We start from the raw sequence: 20,215 nt of genomic DNA on the forward strand, positions 1-20,215 counted from the left end.
GACTGACTCGCTTGTTTGATTTTTGGCAGATTGAGTCGTTCAGACCGTAAATCAGCAACGCCAATTCTTCAATCTAAAATCTAAAATCTAAAATCGATAGATTGACTGACTCGCTTGTTTCATTTTTTGCAGATTGAGTGGTTCCTACCGTAAATCAGCAACGCCAATCCTTCAATCTAAAATCTAAAATCTAAAATCTAAAATCGATAGATTGACTGACTCGCTTGTTTGATTTGTGGCAGATTGAGTCGTTCAGACCGTAAATCAGCAACGCCAATTCTTCAATCTAAAATCTAAAATCTAAAATCTAAAATCGATTGACTCATTCTCACGATCGAGGTCTTCCAAGACTTGTAATATAAAGCACAGCCTCACCCGCAGGAATACCCAGAACGTCATTGACGCGATCGTCAAAAAAGCCCGCGATACCGCTGACACCCAAACGCAGTTGAATAGCTGCTAAATTCAACCGCTGGCCTAAATGACCCGCGTCCATGTGCAAATAGCGGTAAACTCGATCGCCATATTTTGCTACAGCCCTGTTCAAATCCGCCGTGTGAAACAACAGCGCCCCCGCATCTCTGCCTAAATCTTGCCCCAAACACAAAAAATGCAATTCCCTGCGGAAATTTTTAAACCGAATTTGCCGCAATTCTTGAGCTTTCGGAGCGTAATAGTAACAGCCTTCTTCTAACCCATTCACTCCCGAAACAGCAATAAAAGTCTCGATCAAACTTAGATCGAAATAGTCAGGAGAACCGTCTAATCCTTGGTCGATATAGTGCTGCGGCTGATAAGTAAAATCGAGCATAGCTAGCAGTTCGCCCAAGCTCAAAGAAGCACCTGTATAAGCACGGGTAGAACGCCTTTTAAGCATAGTGTTTTCTAAAGTTTCCAGGTTCACTCCCCAAGGAATTGAAGGAGTGACAGTCGAAACTTTAGTACAAAAGGGAAAGTTGTATTTATCCTCTAATTCTCCTTCACTTTCATCAAGTTTCCAACCGTCCGCTCCGGTAGGATCGGATTCTAAATGCGTCGCTTTGTGAAGGTATTTTAACAGTTTACCTTCGGAAATTTGCGGGTAATCTGTCGTGGTGCTTCCGGGCAAAGCTGTTTTAAATTTAGGCAAGTTTTGGTCAATATCTAGCAAGTCGGCTAAAGCAACTACACAAATCGATCCTTCTTGCTCCGAGTCGATGTACAGTAATTCATTGATAGCTTCGTCAGTGAATCCTCCAATCAGGTGAGGTCGGTAATCGTTGACGGCGCAAGCTAATTCAATATTGCTCAGTAAATGACCGGTGTCTAGAAAAATTCGCCGATAAGCTCGGTCTTCGTAACGCCAAGAAGAACGAAAAAAAACAGTGGTAATCGCGATCGCCAATTGCGTATTTTCTAGCGCGGGCGACTGGAAACAAGCTGCTTGCAATGTCGGCCAAACTTGACTGTCCCAAAAATGAACAAGTGAATGAGTTCTGCACTGATAGTTGTAAAGTCCCGCCGGCAACTGCTCAGTGCCGCGGGATATTAAATAAACCTCTGCTGGGTAGAGCCCGCCCGCCGACGGTGCGGATCGCAAATACAGGTAGCTGTCGTCTACCGTTTGCACTTTCGCCGTCAACCCGTAGCTGCACAGCAACAAGCTGGATAACCGATGCCACCAAACCGCATCGGGATCGGCATCGGAATCATCCGAGGGGTCTTTTAGATAAGGCTTGAGGTCAAAATACGCTCCTATTTTATATTCTTTGAACGGCACGGGTTGCTCTGTCCAATCTAGCTGTTTGCTTTTGGCAGCAAGGGTTTCAGGATCGTATTTCGTCCGTTCGTGGTAGTGCTGAGCAATGGAGGGAGGAAGTTCTGGCATATTTCAGTAGAGGATTGACTTTGGTTTCTCGATCTTGACATTACTAACCGCTTACTGGTCGAGCAAGGCAGAAATTGACAAATATAAAAAAAATATTAGAAAAAATGCGAGCGTTGTTACATAAGCTTAACATAAGAATATGCCTAAGTATAAATACGCAGTAAAATAACCATTAATTATCGTTATAAATTGACTGCATTAGCTGTCGTCATGAGGGGTAAAAATGCAAAAGCTAAGCGCTGAGGAATTGCTCGCTCAGTATGCTGAGGGGAAGCGAAACTTTAACGCAGTTGACTTAAGTGGAGATAACTTGTTTCAAGCAGACTTAGCAGAAATAAATCTTTCTGGTAGCGTTCTGAGGCGAGCTTATTTGCCCTACGGAAATTTGACTGAAGCCAATCTTTATAAAACTGATTTACAAGATGCTGAATTGGGCGACATTCAACTTTATCAAGCCAACTTGTCGGAAGCAAATTTATCAAGATCAAATTTATGCAGAGCCAATTTGCGCCACGCCAATTTACAAGGTGCCAATTTGCAGAAAGCCAATTTGCAAGGTGCGGATTTGTACAATGCAGATTTGACGAATGCCGATTTGAGATATGCAGATTTGAGCCGAGCTAATTTAGATAAAGCAAAGTTAACAAAAGCTCAATTAGCGGGCTGCAACTTATTTCGATCGCGCTTGGTCGATCTGTCGGAAGCTGAGTGCGATCGCACTACTATCGGCCCCGAAGGATATTGATGATGTGCAGGGCCTAGTCTAGGGCGATCGGCTTAATTAGTCGTGAAGCGTAGCTATCCCGTAGGGAATCGCCCTTTTTAAAATTTCTTAACATTTCTCGACAGGGGGGAAAATGTGAGTTACAGTTGTAAAAAACTTATCACTCCCCAACATTGACAATCAATAACACATTTTTTCCGTGGGAAATAGGGTAAATTTTATGAACTCTCCCGACAAAAAAGCAAGAGAACTCCGGCACAAAGAACAAGAACTGCGGAAGCGCGAACAAGCAATTAGACTGCGCGAACTAGAAGCCGAAATCGACCGCTCAGTGCCCGAACATCTAACGAGCAAGTACGAAGAACCAGACAGCCAAGTTAACGGGAAACTCAAACAGTGGCGCCGAAAAATTATAGCAGCAGCTCAATTTACAGGCATTGTCATTGCTGTTATCGTTGCAGTTCGCATAGCATCTTGGCTGGCAGCCGCGCTGATAGTTGGAGGGATTGCTTTGATCGCTTACAAAATGTTTATTGAAGAAGACAGAATTTGAAAAGCCCAAGCCGGAAATTCTCAGGAAATACCCATGAACCTTAAAGTCGAAACTAGCAACTTTCTCAACGATTTAGAGCGAGTAGCCGCAGTCCGCCGAGAAATTGCCGATCGCCTCAGCAACATCGCCACAGCCATCAACCAATCAGAATTAGCAGGAAGAGAAGCATCGGGAAAACTCGGTTTAGAAACCGACAGCGCCGACATCAATCTCGCCAGTAAAAATTTGCGCCAAGGAGTCTTTCGCCTGCTAGTTTTAGGCGACATGAAACGCGGCAAAAGCACTTTTCTCAATGCCTTAATCGGCGAAAACTTACTGCCCAGCGATGTAAATCCATGTACAGCTTTGCTGACGATTTTGCGCTACGGTTCAGAAAAAAAAGTTACCGTTTATTTCAATGACGGCAAAAGCCCCAAACAGCTAGATTTTAAAAGTTTTAAACAGAACTACACAATTGACCCCGCTGAGGCAAAACGCTTAGAAGAAGAAAAGAAACCAGCATTTCCAGATATCGACTGCGCCGTAGTAGAATATCCCTTACCTTTGTTAGAAAAAGGCATAGAAATAGTAGACAGTCCAGGACTGAACGATACAGAAGCCCGCAACGAATTATCTCTCGGTTACATCAACAACTGCCACGCTATTTTGTTTGTGCTCAGGGCAACTCAGCCTTGCACGATGGGTGAAAGACGCTATCTAGAAAATTACATCAAAAATCGCGGCTTGAGCATTTTCTTTCTGATCAATGCTTGGGATCAAGTGCGGGAAAGTTTGATTGACCCGGATGATTCTGAAGAATTAGCAGAAGCAGAAGGGAAACTGCGGCGGGTTTTTCAAGCTAATTTGGCTGAATATTGTTTGACAGAAGGACACGATATTTACGACGAGCGAGTGTTTGCGATTACCTCAATTAAGGCATTGAGGTTGCGGATCAAAAACCCGGATGCGGATTTGGCAGGAACTGGTTTTCCCGAGTTCATGGCGGCACTGAATACGTTTTTGACCCAGGAAAGGGCGATTTCGGAATTGCGTCCGGCGAGGACTTTGGCGCGTCAAATTTCTGCTCGCGTCCGCGAAGCTGTTGGACGCCGTTTACCATTACTCGATCGCGATGTCAATGAGTTGAAGGAAAAGATTAATTCAGTTGAGCCGGAGTTTAAGAAGCTGACTCAGATTCGCGATGAATTTCAACAAGAAATTATCGGCGTTAGAGATAGTAAATCGCGGGCGATCGCAGATTCTTTCCGCGCCTACGTTCTCAACTTAGAAAATACCTTTGAAACAGATTTCTTGCGGTATCAACCGGAGCTGAGATTTCTGGATTTCTTCAGCCAAGACAAGCGCGAAGCCTTTGAAGCATCGCTCAAACGAGCATTCGAGCAGTACATCAACGACAAACTAGCAGCTTGGACTCTCACGGCTGAACAAGAGATGAATTCAGCATTTTCGCAGCTATCGAAAAGTGCGGCAAATTACGGAGCATCTTACACGAAAGTGACTGAAAAAATCACCGAAAAACTGACCGGGCAAAAAATACCGGCAGCAGTCAGCAACTCGAAGGAAGATAATTCGCCATCTTGGGCAAAATGGGCAATGGGATTGTTTTCATTAACGACCGGAAATCTAGCGGGCGTAGCTATGGCAGGAGCGGGTTTTGACTGGAAAAATATCTTGCTTAATTTAATTACTGTGTTGAGCGTCAGTACGATTTTTGCTAGTTTTACGGGGATTGTTTTGGGGCCGCTGTACTTGGCTTTATTGGGGATGGGTGTTGGGGTTTTGCAAGCAGACGGAGCTCACAAACAGTTGGTGAAAGCGGCGAAAAAAGAGCTGGTGAAATATCTGCCGCAGGTGGCTCAAGAGCAGTGGCAGCCGATTCACGATGCTGTGAAAGAGTGTTTTGATGTTTACGGGCGCGAAGTGGGCGATCGCATGAATGATGATATTAATTCTCGGAAAGCAGAATTAGATAATTTGCTGCAACAAAAGGAATCTCGCGAGATTAATTGTCAGGCTGAATCTGAACGTTTGAAAAAATTGGAGGCTGATGTTTCTGCCCAGTCGCAGAGTATAGAATCGCTATATCAAGGTTTCCTAGCCTCTGCTAAATGAAATAAAACAACAATATGCAACAACCCGAAACTTATCAAAACCTGACCGACAATCTCAAATCAGCACTCGGCATCCTCGAACTGGATAAAAACTCCCAACTTTATCGAGATACCACCTCAATCTGCGACTATCTCGCCAAACCAACTTTTCAAATCGCTGTCTTTGGCCCGTTTAATTACGGCAAGTCAACTTTGCTCAATGGTTTGCTGGGAAATCGTGCTTTGCCGATCAACCTTGTGCCCACTACAGGTGCTGCCATTTATGTCAACTACGGCGAGGAATTGCACGCAAAAATTACCCTGAAAGACGGCACGGAAATTAGCGAACCGGGGACTGATGTTTTGAAACGCTACGCCATCCTTGACGACGCCAGACAAATGCGGGATGATGTGGCCGCCGTGAATGTTTACTGTCCCCATCCATTCCTGAAAACGGGTGTGGAATTGCTGGATTTGCCGGGAACCAACGATCGGGAAGAACAGGATAATTTGGTTCGAGATAAATTGCTAACGGCTGATTTGGTTGTGCAGGTTTTAGATGCTCGCAAATTGATGACTTTAGGCGAACGCGAGAACTTGAGAGATTGGTTGAGCGATCGCAACATCAACACTGTCCTGTTTGTTGCCAATTTTCTCAATCTACTCGAACCAGACGACCAAAAACAAGTTTACAATCGGTTGTTGTTTGTTGCCGAAAGTTTTCGTTCCAACTTGCCGAACAATATCAGCAATATCTACCGCGTCGATGCTTTGCCGGCTTTGAGGGCGAGGCTGAAAGGAGATGTGGCGGCCGCCCAAACTACAGGAATTGCCACGTTTGAATCGGCTTTGCAAAGTATTGTGGCAGCTCAACAGGAACAACTAGCAGTTAAGTTGCCCAGAATTGAAGCTATAGCTACTAAAATTTGCCAATCTCTCCGAGGGAAATCTGAAAATGTCGCCGCAGAAATAGCCGCAGCTCAACAAAAGCACGAGCACAGAATTGAAATTAAACAAAAAGCCGAAAAATTGATATCAAAAGGCTTTCACGCCAGCGTTTCCGAATTCGAGATTTGGCTTTACCAGCCCACACTTTTACAGCGGTATCAATCGGAAATGGCGCTGTCGCTTCAGGAAGGAAGTTTTGATGCGTGGAAGCTAAAATTTCAGCGAGAGGTCTTACATCAGCAGCAAACCATCGCAGAATGGGTAAATAAAGCTTGCGAATTTTTTGATAAAGAACAGCCGATCGCACTTTTGATTTCGTTTCCTCCATCCCCGCAAGTCAGTTTACCGGAGCCGCCGCCACCTCCAGCTCAAAAGTCGATCGAGGGCGAAGTAACTCCAGTGGCGATCGCCACCGGCTTAGGTTGGCTGTTGGGCGGGCCTGTGGGAGCCGCAGTAGTTGGCGGTGCTAGCTATATTTTGAATAAAAGAACTGTGTATGAAAAGCCGCCTGAATCGTCAGAAGCTTATCTCAATCAAGTAACGGAAATTTGCAGCGAGGCTGCTAAAAACTATCTCGCTCGCTTCAGCACCGATACTTTTTCCATGCTGCAACACTACAAGGAAATCGCCGGAAAAGTTATCTGTTTTCAAGACAGCAAAGAGCTGCTAAAGACAAATATTCAGCAATACCAGATACAGTTTATCAATAATTTGTTAGAAAATATCGAATCATCCCTTCAAATCACCAAATCTGTAATTAACGGCAAATGATCAGAACCGACATTGCGGCCAGTATTAATTTTTCAAATATGAATTTATTTGCTAAGTAGAAACTGCTCGATCGCAATATAAGCCAGCGGCATAAAAGTCGGCCAAGTCGGTAAAATGCCGAAGCCCGATCGAGCATTTCAAAAATTTCCGGTTTTTACCATATTTTTGTAGAATGGCGACCACATTGTGGTACTGAAATTCTCAACCAGTTAAAGCCTTAATTATACTTAGTATGCAAGACCACCTGGGGAAGAACGGCTGTGAGTGAAGACGCTTCGCAGTGCTTGAGTTGCCGTGCGATCGCACAGGCGGAATTCTACAAAAGTAACCTCAAACAGACACTACCAATATGTCCTTGGGTGGTATGTCCTGGGAAAGATGCGAGCGCACAGTTGCCTCCCTAGGATTGTAAGAATTGAAAGCCCGCACTCCACAAAGATTGTCTGGTAGAGAGAGAAGCAATCCTAGACAAACGAGCGTGGAGCAATTACAGAGGATTTTATATGGTGAGAAACTGTTCGTTGACCCGGCCGTTGGCTGTCGTGACGGGTGCCTCTAGCGGCATCGGCTACGAACTCGCCAAACAGTTTGCCCGAAACGGCTTCGATTTTTTGGTGACATCGACTGGTTCAAGTATTGATGAGGCTACTAAAAGCTTTAAGGGACTGATCCCCAAAGTCGAGACAGTACAGACTGACCTCGCCACTGACGGTGGGGCTGAGACGCTTTACAACCACATTCAGAAGACAGGACGACCCGTAGATGCGATCGCGATCGGTGCAGGTGTCGGCGTCGGCGGCGAGTTTACTGAATGCCGTTAACCGACGCTGCACGCAGGGTCTGCGCGCCTACGAGTGGATGATGGAGGTCGATCGCAGTAAAGACGCGAGGCTTTTTTGCAGTCACGGTGCTATTGAGTAGAAAGCCTTCGCTGACGGGTTTAGTAGCTCTCAAAACTAGAAATTTCATCATTATTTTTTTGGTAACAGATTCTGATGGTTCGATCGACAATCGGCGTGTCCAAAGCTTTTTTATCCGCGATCTTCTTCTAGTAAATTTCATGGCAATGGCATCGATATAAAGAAGGTATTCTATGAAGCTCCTTAAACTCCTACTATTTCTTGCAGTCGTCGGTTTTCTCGGCTCTGCTGTTTATGCCCAGTCTCAACCCGCCAAGATCGATCTAACAACGCTGCCCAGAGAGCAAACGCTTGGCGAGATCGAACCCGTCGCAGTCTTCAACGGCCCCATGCCTACAGGTGTTACGGTTTCCCAAAGCGGACGCATCTTCGTGAACTTTCCCAAATGGGGCGATCGCGTAGAGTACACTGTTGCCGAAGTCAAAAATGGTCAGACTGTTGCGTATCCTAATCCGGAAATGAATCGCCCGAACCCAAGCGACCCATCAAAGTCTCTGCTGTCGGTTCAAAGTGTGGTAGTTGACCCGCGCGATCGCTTGTGGATTTTGGATACCGGCAGCGTCAACTTTGCACCAGCTCCGCCCGGTGGAGCCAAATTGGTCGGAGTGGATCTCAAGCAAAACCAGGTTTTCAAAACCATTGTCTTTCCCCCAAATGTGGCATTGCCAACAACTTACCTGAACGATGTTCGCTTCGATCTGCGACGAGGTAAGGCTGGAATGGCATTCATCACCGACTCGTCCGACAAGGGGCCCAATGGAATTATTGTGGTTGACTTGGACTCCGGCAGGAGTTGGCGGCGGTTGAACGACCATCCTTCCACGAAAGCAGTCCCCAATTTTCTACCCAGTGTGGAAGGGATGCCTATTATGAATCGTCAACCGGGTCAACCGCCCAGCCCAATCAAGATGGGTGCCGACGGGATTGCAATTAGTGCCGATGGGAAGCAATTGTTCTACTGTCCGCTTGCCGGACGACGGCTCTACAGCGTTGATGTTGATGCGCTAGCGGATGAGCGGTTGTCTGACCAAGAGGTGGCAAAGACGGTAGTGGATCGGGGCGAGAAGGGAGGAGCTTCCGATGGCTTGGAGTCAGATGCTCAAAACCGCATTTACCTGACGAACTACGAACAGAATGCGATACAGCGTCGTTTGCCAGACGGCACGATCGAACGGCTGGTGCATGACCCGCGAGTGCTGTGGCCTGACACCCTTTCAGTGGCGCAGGATGGTTATCTTTATTTCACGGCAAATCAACTCCATCGCCAAGCCAGGTATCACAACGGTCAGGATTTGCGGCAGAAACCCTACAGCCTGTTTCGAGTTCGGATTAACGCTCAACCTGTAGCACTGCGGTGAACTACCCTGTTCGCAGTCACCCAGTGAAGTAAGCGCGTTTGCAGTCCGGGGATCGCGCGATCGGTTGCGGTCAATGCTAGAAAAGTAGCCTCAAACACGCAAAGCGCGCTCCTTGGTTGGAAAGACGCGATCGCACGGCTCATTATTATTTATTGGAGGAGTTTGTGAAAAAGCACCGCCTATTGAGAAACAGTCCCCGATGAACGCTCGCAACCACCCGACGCCGACAGATGCAGTAATGGGCGTGCTTGCCAAACGCCGACAACCCGCAGTGGAAATGGTTGGCGATGTCAGCCATCAACTCATACCAGGCCCAGAGGGCGAACTGTTGGCGCGTGTTTACAAGCCGCAGGGACAAGGCTCCTTCCCCGTGCTGGTCTATTTCCACGGCGGCGGTTGGGTCATTGCGTAGCTCGATACCTACGACTCCTCTTATCTTGCTCATTTGCCCAATTTGAACTTATTAATCAATAATGGCAACCACTCAATCTATACCATCGGACTGGCTGCGGCTGCGAAGCCAGTGGGAATCTGCACACGCTGCAAACTTCGTTCTTAGTTTAATCGGGTTCAGTGCGCTGCTGATTTCTTTACTGGGTGAGACTTCGCCGAATCGTCCGCACGATCGCCTCACTCCTGAAATCGCGCAACTAACTAGATGACAGGTTGCAGCCCAGTATCAAAAGTGTTTTTGCAACATCTTCAAACCACACGGAATTACAAGGAGAAATTTATGAATATCAGCAGACGCAATTTGTTAAAAGTAACTTCTGCTTCGGGTTTAGTTGCAGCAGGGCTGGCAGCTTCCGAAGGGTTTTTCAAACCTTTGTTAGCTCAAGATGAACCGACCCAAGTATACGCTGAAAGTGCAGTTGCCCAAGGTCAAACTCAAAGCGGCGAGATGAGTTACAGGACGCTGGGACGCACGGGAGAGCGAGTGTCTGCGATCGGCTTGGGGGGACACCATATCGGACGGCTTCGAGAGGAGCAAGAAAGTATTAAGCTCATTCGCAGTGCGATCGACCGCGGCATCAATTTCATGGACAATTCCTGGGATTATCACAACGGGCGCAGCCACCGATGGATGGGGCAAGCGCTGAAGGATGGCTACCGGCAAAAGGCGTTTCTGATGACCAAGATTGACGGCCGCACGAAGGGCGCTGCCATGATGCAGATTGACGAGTCGCTGAAGGCTTTGCAGACCGATCGCATCGACCTAATGCAGCATCACGAAATTATTCGGATGGAAGACCCCGATCGCATTTTTGCTCCAGGCGGGGCTATGGAGGCCGTAGTAGAAGCGCAGAAGGCGGGCAAGATTCGCTACATCGGGTTTACAGGACACAAAGACCCTTTGGTTCATCTACGAGTGCTGGAAATTGCCGCTCAAAACAATTTCCGTTTTGACGCGGTACAGATGCCGCTGAACGTGATGGATGCTCATTTTAGAAGTTTTGAGCAACAAGTTCTGCCAGTGCTGGTGAAGAACCAAATAGGTGTATTGGGGATGAAATCTATGGGCGACCCTTACGTGCTTAGAAGCAATACAGTAAGTCCGATAGAATGTCTCCACTATGCGATGAATCTGCCTACTTCAGTGGTGATTACTGGCATTGATAGTATGCAACTCCTCGATCAAGCGTTTGAGGCCGCTCGCACGTTTAAGCCGATGGATCGAGCACAAGTTGCGGCGATGCTGAATCGCACACGCGAAGCGGCAGCAAAAGGGCAATACGAACTGTATAAAACTACCAACCAATTTGACAGTACCGCAATGAACCCATCGTGGCTAGGATAAGTGCTTTTTTATTCATCAGCACATCTAGACTTGAGGCCGCCGAGCAAACGTAGCCTAGCGGCGAGGAATTGGGAAATCTTCCCCAAGTTTTTTCGCATCTGGCTGCGATCGGAGCTGCCTGGAGTTTAGATAAAGCACTCGAAAGTAGTTGAATAATGCCCCTATACAAATGCAAAAAATTCGAGCCATTGCATTGATGGTGAAAGATGCCGATCGCTCCCAGGATTTCTATAGGAAAGCGCTCTCGTTTGAACCTGTTTCGGATATCACGGTTGAAGGTCAAAAATTCGCATTGTTACTTTTAGGACTAAAGCCAACTGCACACTGGAATCGACCTGTAGGCTGTCAGTTAACTTTAGTCCTAAGTGAATCAATAATTTGTTAGAAAATATCAAATCCTGTTTTCAAATGACCAAATCTGTAATTAACGGCAAATGATCCGAACCAACATTTCGGCCAGTACGAATTTTCAAAACACCAATTTCTTTGCTGACTAGAAAGTGATCGATCGGAATATAAGCCAGCGGCATAAAAGTCGGCCAAGTCGGTAAAATGCCAAAGCCCGATCGGGCATTTCGCAAATTTCCGGTTTTTACCATATTCTTGTAGAATGGCGACCACATTGTGGTATTGAAATCCCCAACCACAATTAGCGGATTTTTTACTTGGGCTGCATACTCGCCGATGGCTGTTAGCTGTTGGTTGCGATCGATAAAACTGTGCTGTTTGATCGGCACAGTCGGATGAGCAAGAATCAGAGAAATGATTTTACCTTGAAATTGAACATCCGCCAACAAGCTCTTTCTTTGCTTTGAAAAGGCTTTAACAGAGGGATTGTTTAAAGGCAGCTTGCTGTAGATAGCACTGCCAAATCTCTCAGATTCTTGATAACGGCAAGAGTAAGGAAATATCTCGCTTAAAACCGCTAACTCTTTTGCCCAAGACGGGTTGACTTCTACAAAAACCGCGATATCAGGTTGTTCTGCTTTTACCAGCGATATCACCTCAGAATAGCGTCGGTTATTCGTTAAAACATTTGAATGCAAAATCCGCAAGTTTTGTGCGGGAGTTGCTCCTGCAAATGCTGGCGCTGGAAAGTACCAAGGAACAATTTCCGCCAAATTAATGATAATGCAAAATGCGCTCACCAGCAACCATCTTTTTTTTGAGCGCACCAGAGCGAAGAATATCAAAGTAGAGAAACTAACCAGCAGATATTGTAGTTTAAAATGAGAACTCAATTCAAAAAAAATGTTGATTTTTCCTAAATAACCGACTATTGAAAATAGGGCATTTACAGTTGCTGCGATAATAAACCATTTTAAAATTACGTGCTTTAATCTAAGGTTTTTGTTGGGGATGCTGTGCAGTACCGCCCATTTCAGCTTAATTTTGAGGTCGTTGGTAATCGGCAATTTATCAATTTCTATTACCAGTTGTTCTGGCTGTTCCAACTCTCGCCGCTTTTGATAAAATCTCACCAGCAAGCTATCTACCACAAAATAACTAAACGAATTGGCAACAAATCCTACAAAGACCAACACACCTAAACCGATCAGCATACCAAAGGAACCGCCTACTTTGACCAAACCCGACCAAACGGCTGCGTCACCTGTTTTACCTGTAGCTGCTATAGCTATAAATAGCATTAAAGTAGGCAATCCGATCGTGATTGTGTTTCTGATAATACTGTCCATTATTTACCCTTTTTGCTAAGCTTTTTTACCTTGGCTGTTGCTCTAAAGTTCATAAATTTCTAACGGTAAGTTGTCTGGATCTCTAAAAAAGGTAAACCGTTTTTCTGTAATCTCGTCAAAGCGAATTTCTTCTACTTCTACTTGTTGGGATTTTAAGTAAGCAACGGATGCTTCTATGTCCTCAACTGCAAAAGCTAAATGTCTCAAACCGCAAGCTTCAGGATTGTTAACTCTTTCAGGAGGATGGGGAAATGAGAAAAGCTCGATGGTGTCGCCGTTGCCGACTCGCAAATCTAGTTTGTAAGAATTCCTCTCGGTTCGGAAAGTTTCTTTGATAATGGAACATCCTAAGACTTCTACATAAAATTTCTTCGACGCTTCGTAATCAGAGCAAATAATCGCGACATGATGTATTGCTTTTATTTTCATATTAAAAAAGTTAGTTAGTTGCGTTTGTCTGAGATGTTGCACCATGCTCAATCAGCTTTTTATGAACAGGCAAGATGCCTGTGAAGCGAGAAAATTCACTTTTTGTGAAACAGGCATCTTGCCTGTTCTTGAGAATGGTGCAAGATGTGAGGTTTTTCCAAATGCACAGCACGCTATTAACAATTATATTTGACGATCGCAGACTCGGCGAGAAACCCTGCTAAATTCAGGACGATCGCCCTTTATTTTCCCCCGCCGAAATCTTAATCTAAAAAATTCTGCAAAAAAAAGTACCCTACTTTGATAAAATGAGAGTTTTGCAGTCAATCACCCAATTTGCATCTCAGGAGACAAGCACTATGGCCCGTATGTATTACGACACCGACGCGAACCTAGACCTCTTAGCCAACAAAACGATTGCTATCATCGGCTACGGTTCCCAAGGACACGCCCACGCCCTGAACCTCAAAGACAGCGGCATGAATGTCGTTGTCGGTTTGTATCCCGGTAGCAAATCTGCCGCCAAAGCAACCGACGCGGGTTTAACAGTTCACCCCGTAGACAAAGCAGCCGCCGCCGCTGACTTCATCATGATTTTATTGCCCGATGAAGTTCAAAAAACTATTTACAAAGAACAAATCGAACCGAACCTTTCAGAAGGAAATGTTTTAGCATTTGCTCACGGTTTTAACATTCACTTCGGCCAAGTTGTTCCCCCTGCCAATGTAGACGTAGTAATGGTTGCCCCCAAAGGCCCCGGACACTTGGTGCGGCGGACTTACGAACAAGGGGAAGGCGTTCCTAGTTTGTTTGCAGTATATCAAGATGCTTCCGGTCAAGCGCGCGATCGGGCAATGGCCTATGCTAAAGGTATCGGCGGCACCAGAGCCGGCATCCTTGAAACGACTTTCCGCGAAGAAACAGAAACGGATCTTTTTGGCGAACAAGTAGTTTTGTGCGGCGGTTTGAGCGCATTAATTAAAGCTGGATTTGAAACTTTAGTTGACGCCGGATACCAACCGGAATTAGCTTATTTTGAATGTTTGCACGAAGTTAAACTTATCGTTGACTTAGTAGTAGAAGGAGGCCTCGCCAAAATGCGCGACAGCATCTCCAATACCGCAGAATACGGCGATTTAACTCGCGGCCCCCGCATCGTCACGGATCAAACCCGCGCCGAAATGCGCAAAATTCTCAGCGAAATTCAATCCGGCCAATTTGCCCGCGAATTCGTTCTGGAAAACCAAGCAGGCAAACCGGGATTTACCTCCATGCGCCGTCAGGAAGCAGAACATCCTATTGAAGAAGTTGGTAAAGATTTGCGAGCTATGTTTAGCTGGTTGAAAAAGCACGCTTAATCAATTTTAGATTTTAGATTTTAGATTTTAGATGGGAGAACCAATCTAAAACAGTCCTGAACGCAGAACCTAATTATGTAGGGTGCGCAGTGCGCACCTTACCGCTTGGAGGAAAATCTCAAATCTTAAGTTTAATCGATTACAGATTAGAGAGTGGATAAAAAATCTTTCATCTAAAATCTAAAATCGTAAGGTTGGGCGAAGCGAAGCGTAGGGTTCGCTTTGCTTAACTCAACCTACAAGAAAATGGCTAGGTATTGTTAGAGAAACCGGGTTTCTCGTGAGTAGATCAAAACTATCTACTGGGACTAGGGCTTTTTTCCAAGTTCTCAATCTCCTTATCCCTTTGCTTGTTTGAATCTTGCGGCTTCACCCATGATGGCCACAACCCGACGAAGAACTTTCGACTTGCCACGCTAGTATCTCTTACAGGTTTGGGGAGAAAAGTTAAACTGTCACCGTAAAGGGTAAACAGCGCTATAAACAGAAGCAACAGCGGGATAAAATTTTTTTTAGGCATGGCAGTTTGGGAGTAGAGTTTGTGAAAGCGCTTTGTTATATTTTGCCCTTGCACGGACAAAATATATCAGAAACAGCTTAAGAAGAAACATACACCCTGGGTCTAAGCGGCGGCGCACACAAAAGGAAAGGCTGCTAGGTCGCAATACGACATCCGGCTTAAATATTTCCTTTATTTATAAGTCCGCAGAGAGGGACGACAGGCAAGCGCAGAGTGCGATTGAAATCGCCGAGTCTTATAAAAGGGTTGTTAGTGCGGATTGGTATAAGGTGGGCATTGCCCACCCTAAATATACATATGCAAGTGTAATTCCTGTTAAAAAACCCGGTTTATCCGTTTTAGTACAAGTCTTAACCCTTAGTTATTCGCTAATGACTAATAACTAATGACTAATGACTACTTATTCCCTTGAATAAAAGTTTGCAAGACTGCATTAATTTCCGGGGAAATTTCTGTTACCAGCCGCACTGGGATTGCCGGTGTGGAAGCAAATTGCGCGTATTCTGATGTTAGAAAAACTGCATATTTGTCAGCTTCTGCCGTTAGTTGAGCGGCCGTGGCCAAACTTACAGCTTTAATATAATTGCGTATGCTAACAGCTTGGTCGCCGACAAGTTCATCGCCAGTAATTCCTGTACTCGGCCTGCGAACTTGGTCTAAGGTTGTACTCGGATCTTTGACGCTTAAGTGGGTTCCTCCTACAAAACCGACTAGCCATTTAGGAGATGGAATTTTCGGAAAGCCGGCAATTTGTTCGGCTAAGGCGGGAGTTGTTTTGTCGGCAGAAGATGCTACTATTAAGGTGGGAATTTGAATTGCACTTAAACCCGTTTCTCCAAATAATAATGATGCGATCGGATTCATGGCGATCGCCCTTTTAATCCTCGCATCCCGCAATTGATACCGTTCTTCGGGCAATGCGGCCGCGGCGCACTGAATGCCTTCGCCCAAGCTGAACCCAATCAAATCCCCCTCACACCTTTGTTTTAGTCCGCTCAATTGCAGTTCGGCGCCGGCCAAGGACAAGGCTGTAGCGCCGCCGAAAGAATAGCCAATAATTACCGATCGGTCGATCGCGATTTTCCCCTGCAAATTATCATCAGTTTGGTTCAATTTTGTCAGTTCGTCGAGCACAAAACTGATGTCTTTGGGACGGTCTAAAAACTCTTGAGGAGCTAGCAAGGGAGACTTACCCGCGATCGCAGCATTAGTATTCGTTTCATTGCTTCCCGGATGTTCTAAAGCTGCTACCACATAGCCGTGAGACGCCAAATGCTCGGCTAAGTAGCGCAAATCCGTGCGCACTGAACCCAAACCGTGAGAAAAGACGATCGTCGGTTTGTCGGCTGTCGCAGCTCTCGACCAGTAGACATCAACCGGAATAGGTCGATTGCGGGCGCTATCGTTCAAATCTAGCGCCCGTACCCGCACGCCATTAGGGCCGCGCTGGCTCGGGTCGAAAGGCAGGTTCAGGGCAGGTTTAACCGCTGCTAACTGAGGTGCGATCGCCGTCATAAACCGCTGAGTTTGCCAAAAACTTACGTTCAAATTTCCCAAAACTGCGAAAGCTCGATCGAGATCCACCACTAAGCGCGAGCTGGGATAAGATTCAATGAAACTCAATACCGATAAGCCTTCCGGGGCTTTCGCTCCCTGCACCAGAGCCGATCGCAGCGCTTCGACACCGGCACCGTCGCGCCTGGGTATGACTGTAGTCAAATCCTTCAGGATTGCAGTGCCGATGCCCGTATTTAGCAAGTTGGTCAGGCCGACTACATTTAAGGGAATTTTTGCTTGCAGCGCTCGAAAGATTTTACTGCGCTGTTCGGAGGACAGGAGATTGGCGTAAGCTTGCAGTTTTTCGGGGACTTTTCCTGTTTCTGCGAGTTCGCGCAAATCTGCAACCGATATTGACAATTTTAAAATTCCTTTGCGGACAACAACAACCGTTTCTGCCGGTTTTACAGTAGATGTCACAGCACTGAAAGTATCCATCGCGATCGAACCCAAAACACTCGCCACCGAAGAAAACCATCTGAAAGCTGGTCTGATGCTCATTTTTACCTTATTGAACTAGAGGAGATATATCACCATATTCTCAAAATTCTCCCCTATGCCGAAAAATTGTCTGACTTGAGGCGCGATCGTCAACCCCTCTGGGCATATTTACTTGCCGATCGCCCATTCCGCACCTAATTGCACTTCTCTTGTGGGTGCTAATGATGATGAGTTGAAGGATTTTTTAATCGGCAGCCCAAAAAATACAAACTTTGCGAGTGAAAAGAGGGATCTAGTGTATTTCCGAACCGCGCCAAGGTGCGGAAATTTTGGTAGCAATTCCGTTGGATTAGGATTAAATATAAGACTTACACAATTGTCACAAATAGGGCTTAAATTTTACGTATGTAGTTGCGCTTTAGCGCTCTTTCCTAAGCTAAGAAAGAGCGCTAAAGCGCAACTACATACCTTTGTTTAATTTGCCAGTTGGCTTTAGCCCTAAAATATAAACCGCAGATTCATAACGTAATCTGCGGTTAAAATCTTCCTCAAGATACAGGAAAATAAACAACAAGCATAGAAATCTCTGGGTGAGCCCGAGCGATCGCTTCCGGTTCTTTAAGAGCTCCCGGTTGTTCCCACAATTTCTGTTGGTGAGAAATTGCTGTTAAAATCAGCAAGTCGTGTTCTAACAAATTCTGCGAAACTAGCTTGATAAAATTTCCCCGCACCCGATTTACTGGTATCTCAGAAAGAATTTCCACCTCCGCCGCACTTTTGTTGCTTTGTTCCCGTTTTGTCGCCACCAACACCACTTGCAAAGTCGCCTTGAGTTCGTCCGCCAAACTCTTAGCAATATCCACCGTTTCCTGAAATCCAAACTGAGTCAACTCGCTGTCAGTGACCGCCAAAATAACTCTGGCTGTATTCTGGATAGGATCGGGAAATCGAGCAATCAGTACGGGTACGGGCGATCGCCTTACCACATTGTCAATGATGCTGCCAAAAAAATTATCGCGAGTCGTGGAAAATCCCTTCCAACCGCAAACTATTAAACTAGCCTCGCGTTCGGTTGCACTCCGCAGGATTCCGCGATCGATCGCATCATCTATCCTCGCGATCGGTTCAACCGCACAAGCAGCAGCATGGGCCACAGTTTCCGCAGCCGTCAAAAGTTGAGTTTGCTGCATTTTATCTGCGGGCGAAATTGCTTCCCCGCGATCGGACAAAATATGCAGCGGCAGCAAAGTTCCCTGAGAGCTTTTTGCTAAAATCAAAGCCAAACGCAGCAAATTATCTTCCGTATTCGGATTAGCAACAGGCACTAAAACTCGATCTCCCCATGAATTCTTTCGCGAAGTAGCAGCCGGCAAACTAGACCCCGGCTGCTGCATTTGTTGACCCCACCGAGATACAATCCAAGGAGAAGCGACACAAGTTACTAAAATCATGGCAATGATGCCGTTCACCGTTACGCGATCGACCAATTTAATGTCAAAAGCAACCGTAATCGCAGCCAAAGTAGAAGCAGCTTGAGCAACAGAAAGACCGAACATTACCATAATGCTGGGAAACTCAAAACGAAATAATTTCCCCGGTAGCCATGCTGCCAAAAACTTGCTCACGACCTCTGCTAAAATCATCACCGCCGCCACCAACAAAGACTGCGGCTGCTTCACCAAAATTAGCGGGTCAATTAACATCCCCACAGAAATCAGAAAAAACGGCACAAACAGCGTATTGCCAATAAACTCAATCCGATTCATCAGCGGACTCATTTTGGGAATAATTTGAGTAATGGCAATTCCCGATAGAAACGCACCAATAATTGCTTCAATCTCAATTAGTTCTGCTGCGTAAGAAACTACAAACAGGGTAGCTAATACAAATATAAATTCGGCATTTTCGTCATGTCCGAATTTCTTAAAAAACCAGCGACCGATTTTGGGGACTCCCCACAAAGTACCAAAAGTGTAGATAGCAAGAGATGGAATGAGAACCAGCCAAAAATCGAGAGTGAGATTTCCTTTGAAAGCTTTGACAACAATTGCCAGCACCAACAGCCCCAACACATTCGTAATTAAAGTCCCGCCCAAAGTTGTAGTAATAGTCTGAGTTCGCATCAATCCCAATTTGCTGAGAATTGGCAGCGCTAAAAGCGTGTGCGTAGCGAAACAAGAAGCGACTAAAATTGAAGCCAGCCAGCTATATCCCAACAGCAGCATCGCTCCCGTCCCCAATATCATCGGTAGCGAAAAAGTAGCCAGCCCAAATATGACAGCTTTGTCCGCATTGAGTTTGAGGTCGTCGAGGCTAGTTTCCAGTCCCGCTAGGAACATCAAAAACAGCAATCCTACAGTACCTAACAAAACAATAGTAGCGTCTCGTTGCAGCAAATTTAGACCGTTGGGCCCGACAATTACGCCAGCAATAATTAAACCGACTATTCCCGGCAATCGCAAGCGCTCAAATAACAGCGGCGCGAGTAGCATGATTGCTAAAAGAACTAGAAAAACGGGAACGGGGGCGGTAATTGGCCCGGAAGTTAACATAAATTTCACCCTAAATATTGGCAGCGAACTGCTACCATATTTAAAAGGAAACAATCAAAATGTCTATCAATCTAAAGAGGTATTCTCAATATATTACAGCGTAATTGGTAATAAGTAAGACTGGGCGCGAGTAACTCGGTTTATTGGTAAAATATGGGTTTGATGATTAGAAATTGGGTGGATCGCGAACTCCGATTAAAAAAATTATATTTTTTACTGGAGGGACAAAAACCAGGTTAAGAGTCACAATAACAGGTTGTGAGCGATCGACGTTAACGCCGAAACCTGGTTTTTGCTCCTATTTGTTTCCACCACTATTTAGGTATCAAATGCAAGGGGACACAGACATATATTCCCAGATGGAGCTTGGCAAACTCGCTCCTAATTCAGAAACCCGGTTTCTTAAAAAAACCGGGTTTTTCACCACAACAGACAATTTAAATGGGGGTAGTGATAAATATGTAGTGATTAGATATTTATTGGCTCAAAACATAGTTGTAATGATGGATAAAATACCAAATAGCACCAATATGGTTTTCTAACTTTTTAGAAAACGAAAGAGTCTTTCTTACTAGACGACAAACACGTTGGCGCAATGTATTATTAAATCTTTCAATGTGATTAGTTTTTCC

18 protein-coding genes are annotated in these 20,215 nt (G+C 45.6%); 11 read left to right on the top strand and 7 right to left on the bottom strand.

Features of this window, described 5'->3' with window-relative positions:
- Window positions 1-328: 328 nt before the first annotated feature.
- A complete protein-coding gene (locus QUA54_RS29090; RefSeq protein ID WP_333417927.1) occupies window positions 329-1,867 on the bottom strand; it encodes a SagB/ThcOx family dehydrogenase in 1,539 nt (512 codons plus the stop codon).
- A 223-nt stretch (window positions 1,868-2,090) separates the two neighbouring features.
- On the opposite strand from QUA54_RS29090, the gene QUA54_RS29095 reads away from it, so the two are divergent.
- The 5 genes from QUA54_RS29095 (at window position 2,091) to QUA54_RS29115 (ending at window position 7,774) form a co-directional block, all read left to right on the top strand.
- A complete protein-coding gene (locus QUA54_RS29095; RefSeq protein ID WP_172187138.1) occupies window positions 2,091-2,612 on the top strand; it encodes a pentapeptide repeat-containing protein in 522 nt (173 codons plus the stop codon).
- 199 nt (window positions 2,613-2,811) lie between these two features.
- The gene (locus tag QUA54_RS29100) at window positions 2,812-3,144 is read left to right on the top strand and encodes a hypothetical protein (protein ID WP_333417929.1); all 333 of its coding nucleotides are present in this window, start codon (window positions 2,812-2,814) and stop codon (window positions 3,142-3,144) included.
- Between the two features lie 33 nt (window positions 3,145-3,177).
- A complete protein-coding gene (locus QUA54_RS29105; RefSeq protein WP_333417931.1) occupies window positions 3,178-5,256 on the top strand; it encodes a dynamin family protein in 2,079 nt (692 codons plus the stop codon).
- Between the two features lie 14 nt (window positions 5,257-5,270).
- Window positions 5,271-6,953: a dynamin family protein gene (locus QUA54_RS29110; RefSeq protein ID WP_333417933.1), complete on the top strand. Its 1,683-nt coding sequence runs from the start codon at window positions 5,271-5,273 to the stop codon at window positions 6,951-6,953.
- Window positions 6,954-7,456: 503 nt separating this feature from the next.
- Window positions 7,457-7,774, top strand: a complete 318-nt coding sequence (locus QUA54_RS29115) for an SDR family NAD(P)-dependent oxidoreductase (RefSeq protein ID WP_333417935.1) — start codon at window positions 7,457-7,459, stop codon at window positions 7,772-7,774.
- Here the strand turns inward: QUA54_RS29115 and QUA54_RS29120 are convergent.
- Entirely contained in the window at window positions 7,758-7,925 is a 168-nt protein-coding gene (locus QUA54_RS29120) for a hypothetical protein (protein WP_333417937.1), read from the bottom strand. The genes QUA54_RS29115 and QUA54_RS29120 overlap by 17 nt on opposite strands.
- Before the next feature lie 121 nt (window positions 7,926-8,046).
- On the opposite strand from QUA54_RS29120, the gene QUA54_RS29125 reads away from it, so the two are divergent.
- The 5 genes from QUA54_RS29125 (at window position 8,047) to QUA54_RS29145 (ending at window position 11,414) form a co-directional block, all read left to right on the top strand.
- Complete coding sequence (locus QUA54_RS29125; protein ID WP_333417938.1) at window positions 8,047-9,231, top strand: L-dopachrome tautomerase-related protein; 1,185 nt, start codon at window positions 8,047-8,049, stop codon at window positions 9,229-9,231.
- 199 nt (window positions 9,232-9,430) lie between these two features.
- Window positions 9,431-9,643, top strand: a complete 213-nt coding sequence (locus QUA54_RS29130) for a hypothetical protein (RefSeq protein WP_333417940.1) — start codon at window positions 9,431-9,433, stop codon at window positions 9,641-9,643.
- A 61-nt stretch (window positions 9,644-9,704) separates the two neighbouring features.
- The gene (locus QUA54_RS29135) at window positions 9,705-9,893 is read left to right on the top strand and encodes a hypothetical protein (protein WP_333417942.1); all 189 of its coding nucleotides are present in this window, start codon (window positions 9,705-9,707) and stop codon (window positions 9,891-9,893) included.
- A gap of 71 nt (window positions 9,894-9,964) precedes the next feature.
- On the top strand, window positions 9,965-11,029 hold the full coding sequence (locus QUA54_RS29140; RefSeq protein ID WP_333417944.1) for an aldo/keto reductase: 1,065 nt from the start codon (window positions 9,965-9,967) through the stop codon (window positions 11,027-11,029).
- Window positions 11,030-11,198: 169 nt separating this feature from the next.
- Window positions 11,199-11,414, top strand: coding sequence for a VOC family protein (locus tag QUA54_RS29145; RefSeq protein ID WP_333417946.1), 216 nt, complete (start codon window positions 11,199-11,201; stop codon window positions 11,412-11,414).
- 19 nt (window positions 11,415-11,433) lie between these two features.
- Here QUA54_RS29145 and QUA54_RS29150 read toward each other — a convergent pair whose 3' ends face one another.
- Together QUA54_RS29150 and gloA2 are read right to left on the bottom strand one after the other, a co-directional pair.
- Window positions 11,434-12,726, bottom strand: a complete 1,293-nt coding sequence (locus tag QUA54_RS29150; protein WP_333417948.1) for an endonuclease/exonuclease/phosphatase family protein — start codon at window positions 12,724-12,726, stop codon at window positions 11,434-11,436.
- Window positions 12,727-12,768: 42 nt separating this feature from the next.
- A complete protein-coding gene (gene gloA2, locus QUA54_RS29155; protein WP_333304198.1) occupies window positions 12,769-13,155 on the bottom strand; it encodes an SMU1112c/YaeR family gloxylase I-like metalloprotein in 387 nt (128 codons plus the stop codon).
- Window positions 13,156-13,463: 308 nt separating this feature from the next.
- Here gloA2 and ilvC point away from each other — a divergent pair, with 308 nt between their 5' ends.
- Complete coding sequence (gene ilvC / locus QUA54_RS29160; RefSeq protein ID WP_333040067.1) at window positions 13,464-14,513, top strand: ketol-acid reductoisomerase; 1,050 nt, start codon at window positions 13,464-13,466, stop codon at window positions 14,511-14,513.
- 916 nt (window positions 14,514-15,429) lie between these two features.
- On the opposite strand, the gene QUA54_RS29165 is transcribed toward ilvC, so the two are convergent.
- The 3 genes from QUA54_RS29165 to QUA54_RS29175 form a co-directional block, all read right to left on the bottom strand.
- On the bottom strand, window positions 15,430-17,091 hold the full coding sequence (locus QUA54_RS29165) for an alpha/beta hydrolase (RefSeq protein ID WP_333417950.1): 1,662 nt from the start codon (window positions 17,089-17,091) through the stop codon (window positions 15,430-15,432).
- A gap of 488 nt (window positions 17,092-17,579) precedes the next feature.
- Window positions 17,580-19,583 carry a cation:proton antiporter domain-containing protein gene (locus QUA54_RS29170; RefSeq protein ID WP_333417952.1) on the bottom strand — a complete coding sequence of 668 codons (2,004 nt, stop codon included), beginning with the start codon at window positions 19,581-19,583 and terminating at the stop codon, window positions 17,580-17,582.
- 476 nt (window positions 19,584-20,059) lie between these two features.
- Window positions 20,060-20,215 (bottom strand): IS1 family transposase (locus QUA54_RS29175; RefSeq protein ID WP_333417956.1); only part of this gene is annotated, 156 nt, incomplete at its 5' end.

The organism is Microcoleus sp. MOSTC5 (assembly GCF_036701825.1).
Lineage (GTDB): Bacteria > Cyanobacteriota > Cyanobacteriia > Cyanobacteriales > Microcoleaceae > Microcoleus > Microcoleus asticus.

Coding starts and splice junctions, on each gene's coding strand:
- QUA54_RS29090 (WP_333417927.1), bottom strand. CDS start 1,867: ATGCCAGAACTTCCTCCCTCCATTGCTCAGCACTACCACGAACGGACG.
- QUA54_RS29095 (WP_172187138.1), top strand. CDS start 2,091: ATGCAAAAGCTAAGCGCTGAGGAATTGCTCGCTCAGTATGCTGAGGGG.
- QUA54_RS29100 (WP_333417929.1), top strand. CDS start 2,812: ATGAACTCTCCCGACAAAAAAGCAAGAGAACTCCGGCACAAAGAACAA.
- QUA54_RS29105 (WP_333417931.1), top strand. CDS start 3,178: ATGAACCTTAAAGTCGAAACTAGCAACTTTCTCAACGATTTAGAGCGA.
- QUA54_RS29110 (WP_333417933.1), top strand. CDS start 5,271: ATGCAACAACCCGAAACTTATCAAAACCTGACCGACAATCTCAAATCA.
- QUA54_RS29115 (WP_333417935.1), top strand. CDS start 7,457: ATGGTGAGAAACTGTTCGTTGACCCGGCCGTTGGCTGTCGTGACGGGT.
- QUA54_RS29120 (WP_333417937.1), bottom strand. CDS start 7,925: ATGATGAAATTTCTAGTTTTGAGAGCTACTAAACCCGTCAGCGAAGGC.
- QUA54_RS29125 (WP_333417938.1), top strand. CDS start 8,047: ATGAAGCTCCTTAAACTCCTACTATTTCTTGCAGTCGTCGGTTTTCTC.
- QUA54_RS29130 (WP_333417940.1), top strand. CDS start 9,431: ATGAACGCTCGCAACCACCCGACGCCGACAGATGCAGTAATGGGCGTG.
- QUA54_RS29135 (WP_333417942.1), top strand. CDS start 9,705: ATGGCAACCACTCAATCTATACCATCGGACTGGCTGCGGCTGCGAAGC.
- QUA54_RS29140 (WP_333417944.1), top strand. CDS start 9,965: ATGAATATCAGCAGACGCAATTTGTTAAAAGTAACTTCTGCTTCGGGT.
- QUA54_RS29145 (WP_333417946.1), top strand. CDS start 11,199: ATGCAAAAAATTCGAGCCATTGCATTGATGGTGAAAGATGCCGATCGC.
- QUA54_RS29150 (WP_333417948.1), bottom strand. CDS start 12,726: ATGGACAGTATTATCAGAAACACAATCACGATCGGATTGCCTACTTTA.
- gloA2 (WP_333304198.1), bottom strand. CDS start 13,155: ATGAAAATAAAAGCAATACATCATGTCGCGATTATTTGCTCTGATTAC.
- ilvC (WP_333040067.1), top strand. CDS start 13,464: ATGAGAGTTTTGCAGTCAATCACCCAATTTGCATCTCAGGAGACAAGC.
- QUA54_RS29165 (WP_333417950.1), bottom strand. CDS start 17,091: ATGAGCATCAGACCAGCTTTCAGATGGTTTTCTTCGGTGGCGAGTGTT.
- QUA54_RS29170 (WP_333417952.1), bottom strand. CDS start 19,583: ATGTTAACTTCCGGGCCAATTACCGCCCCCGTTCCCGTTTTTCTAGTT.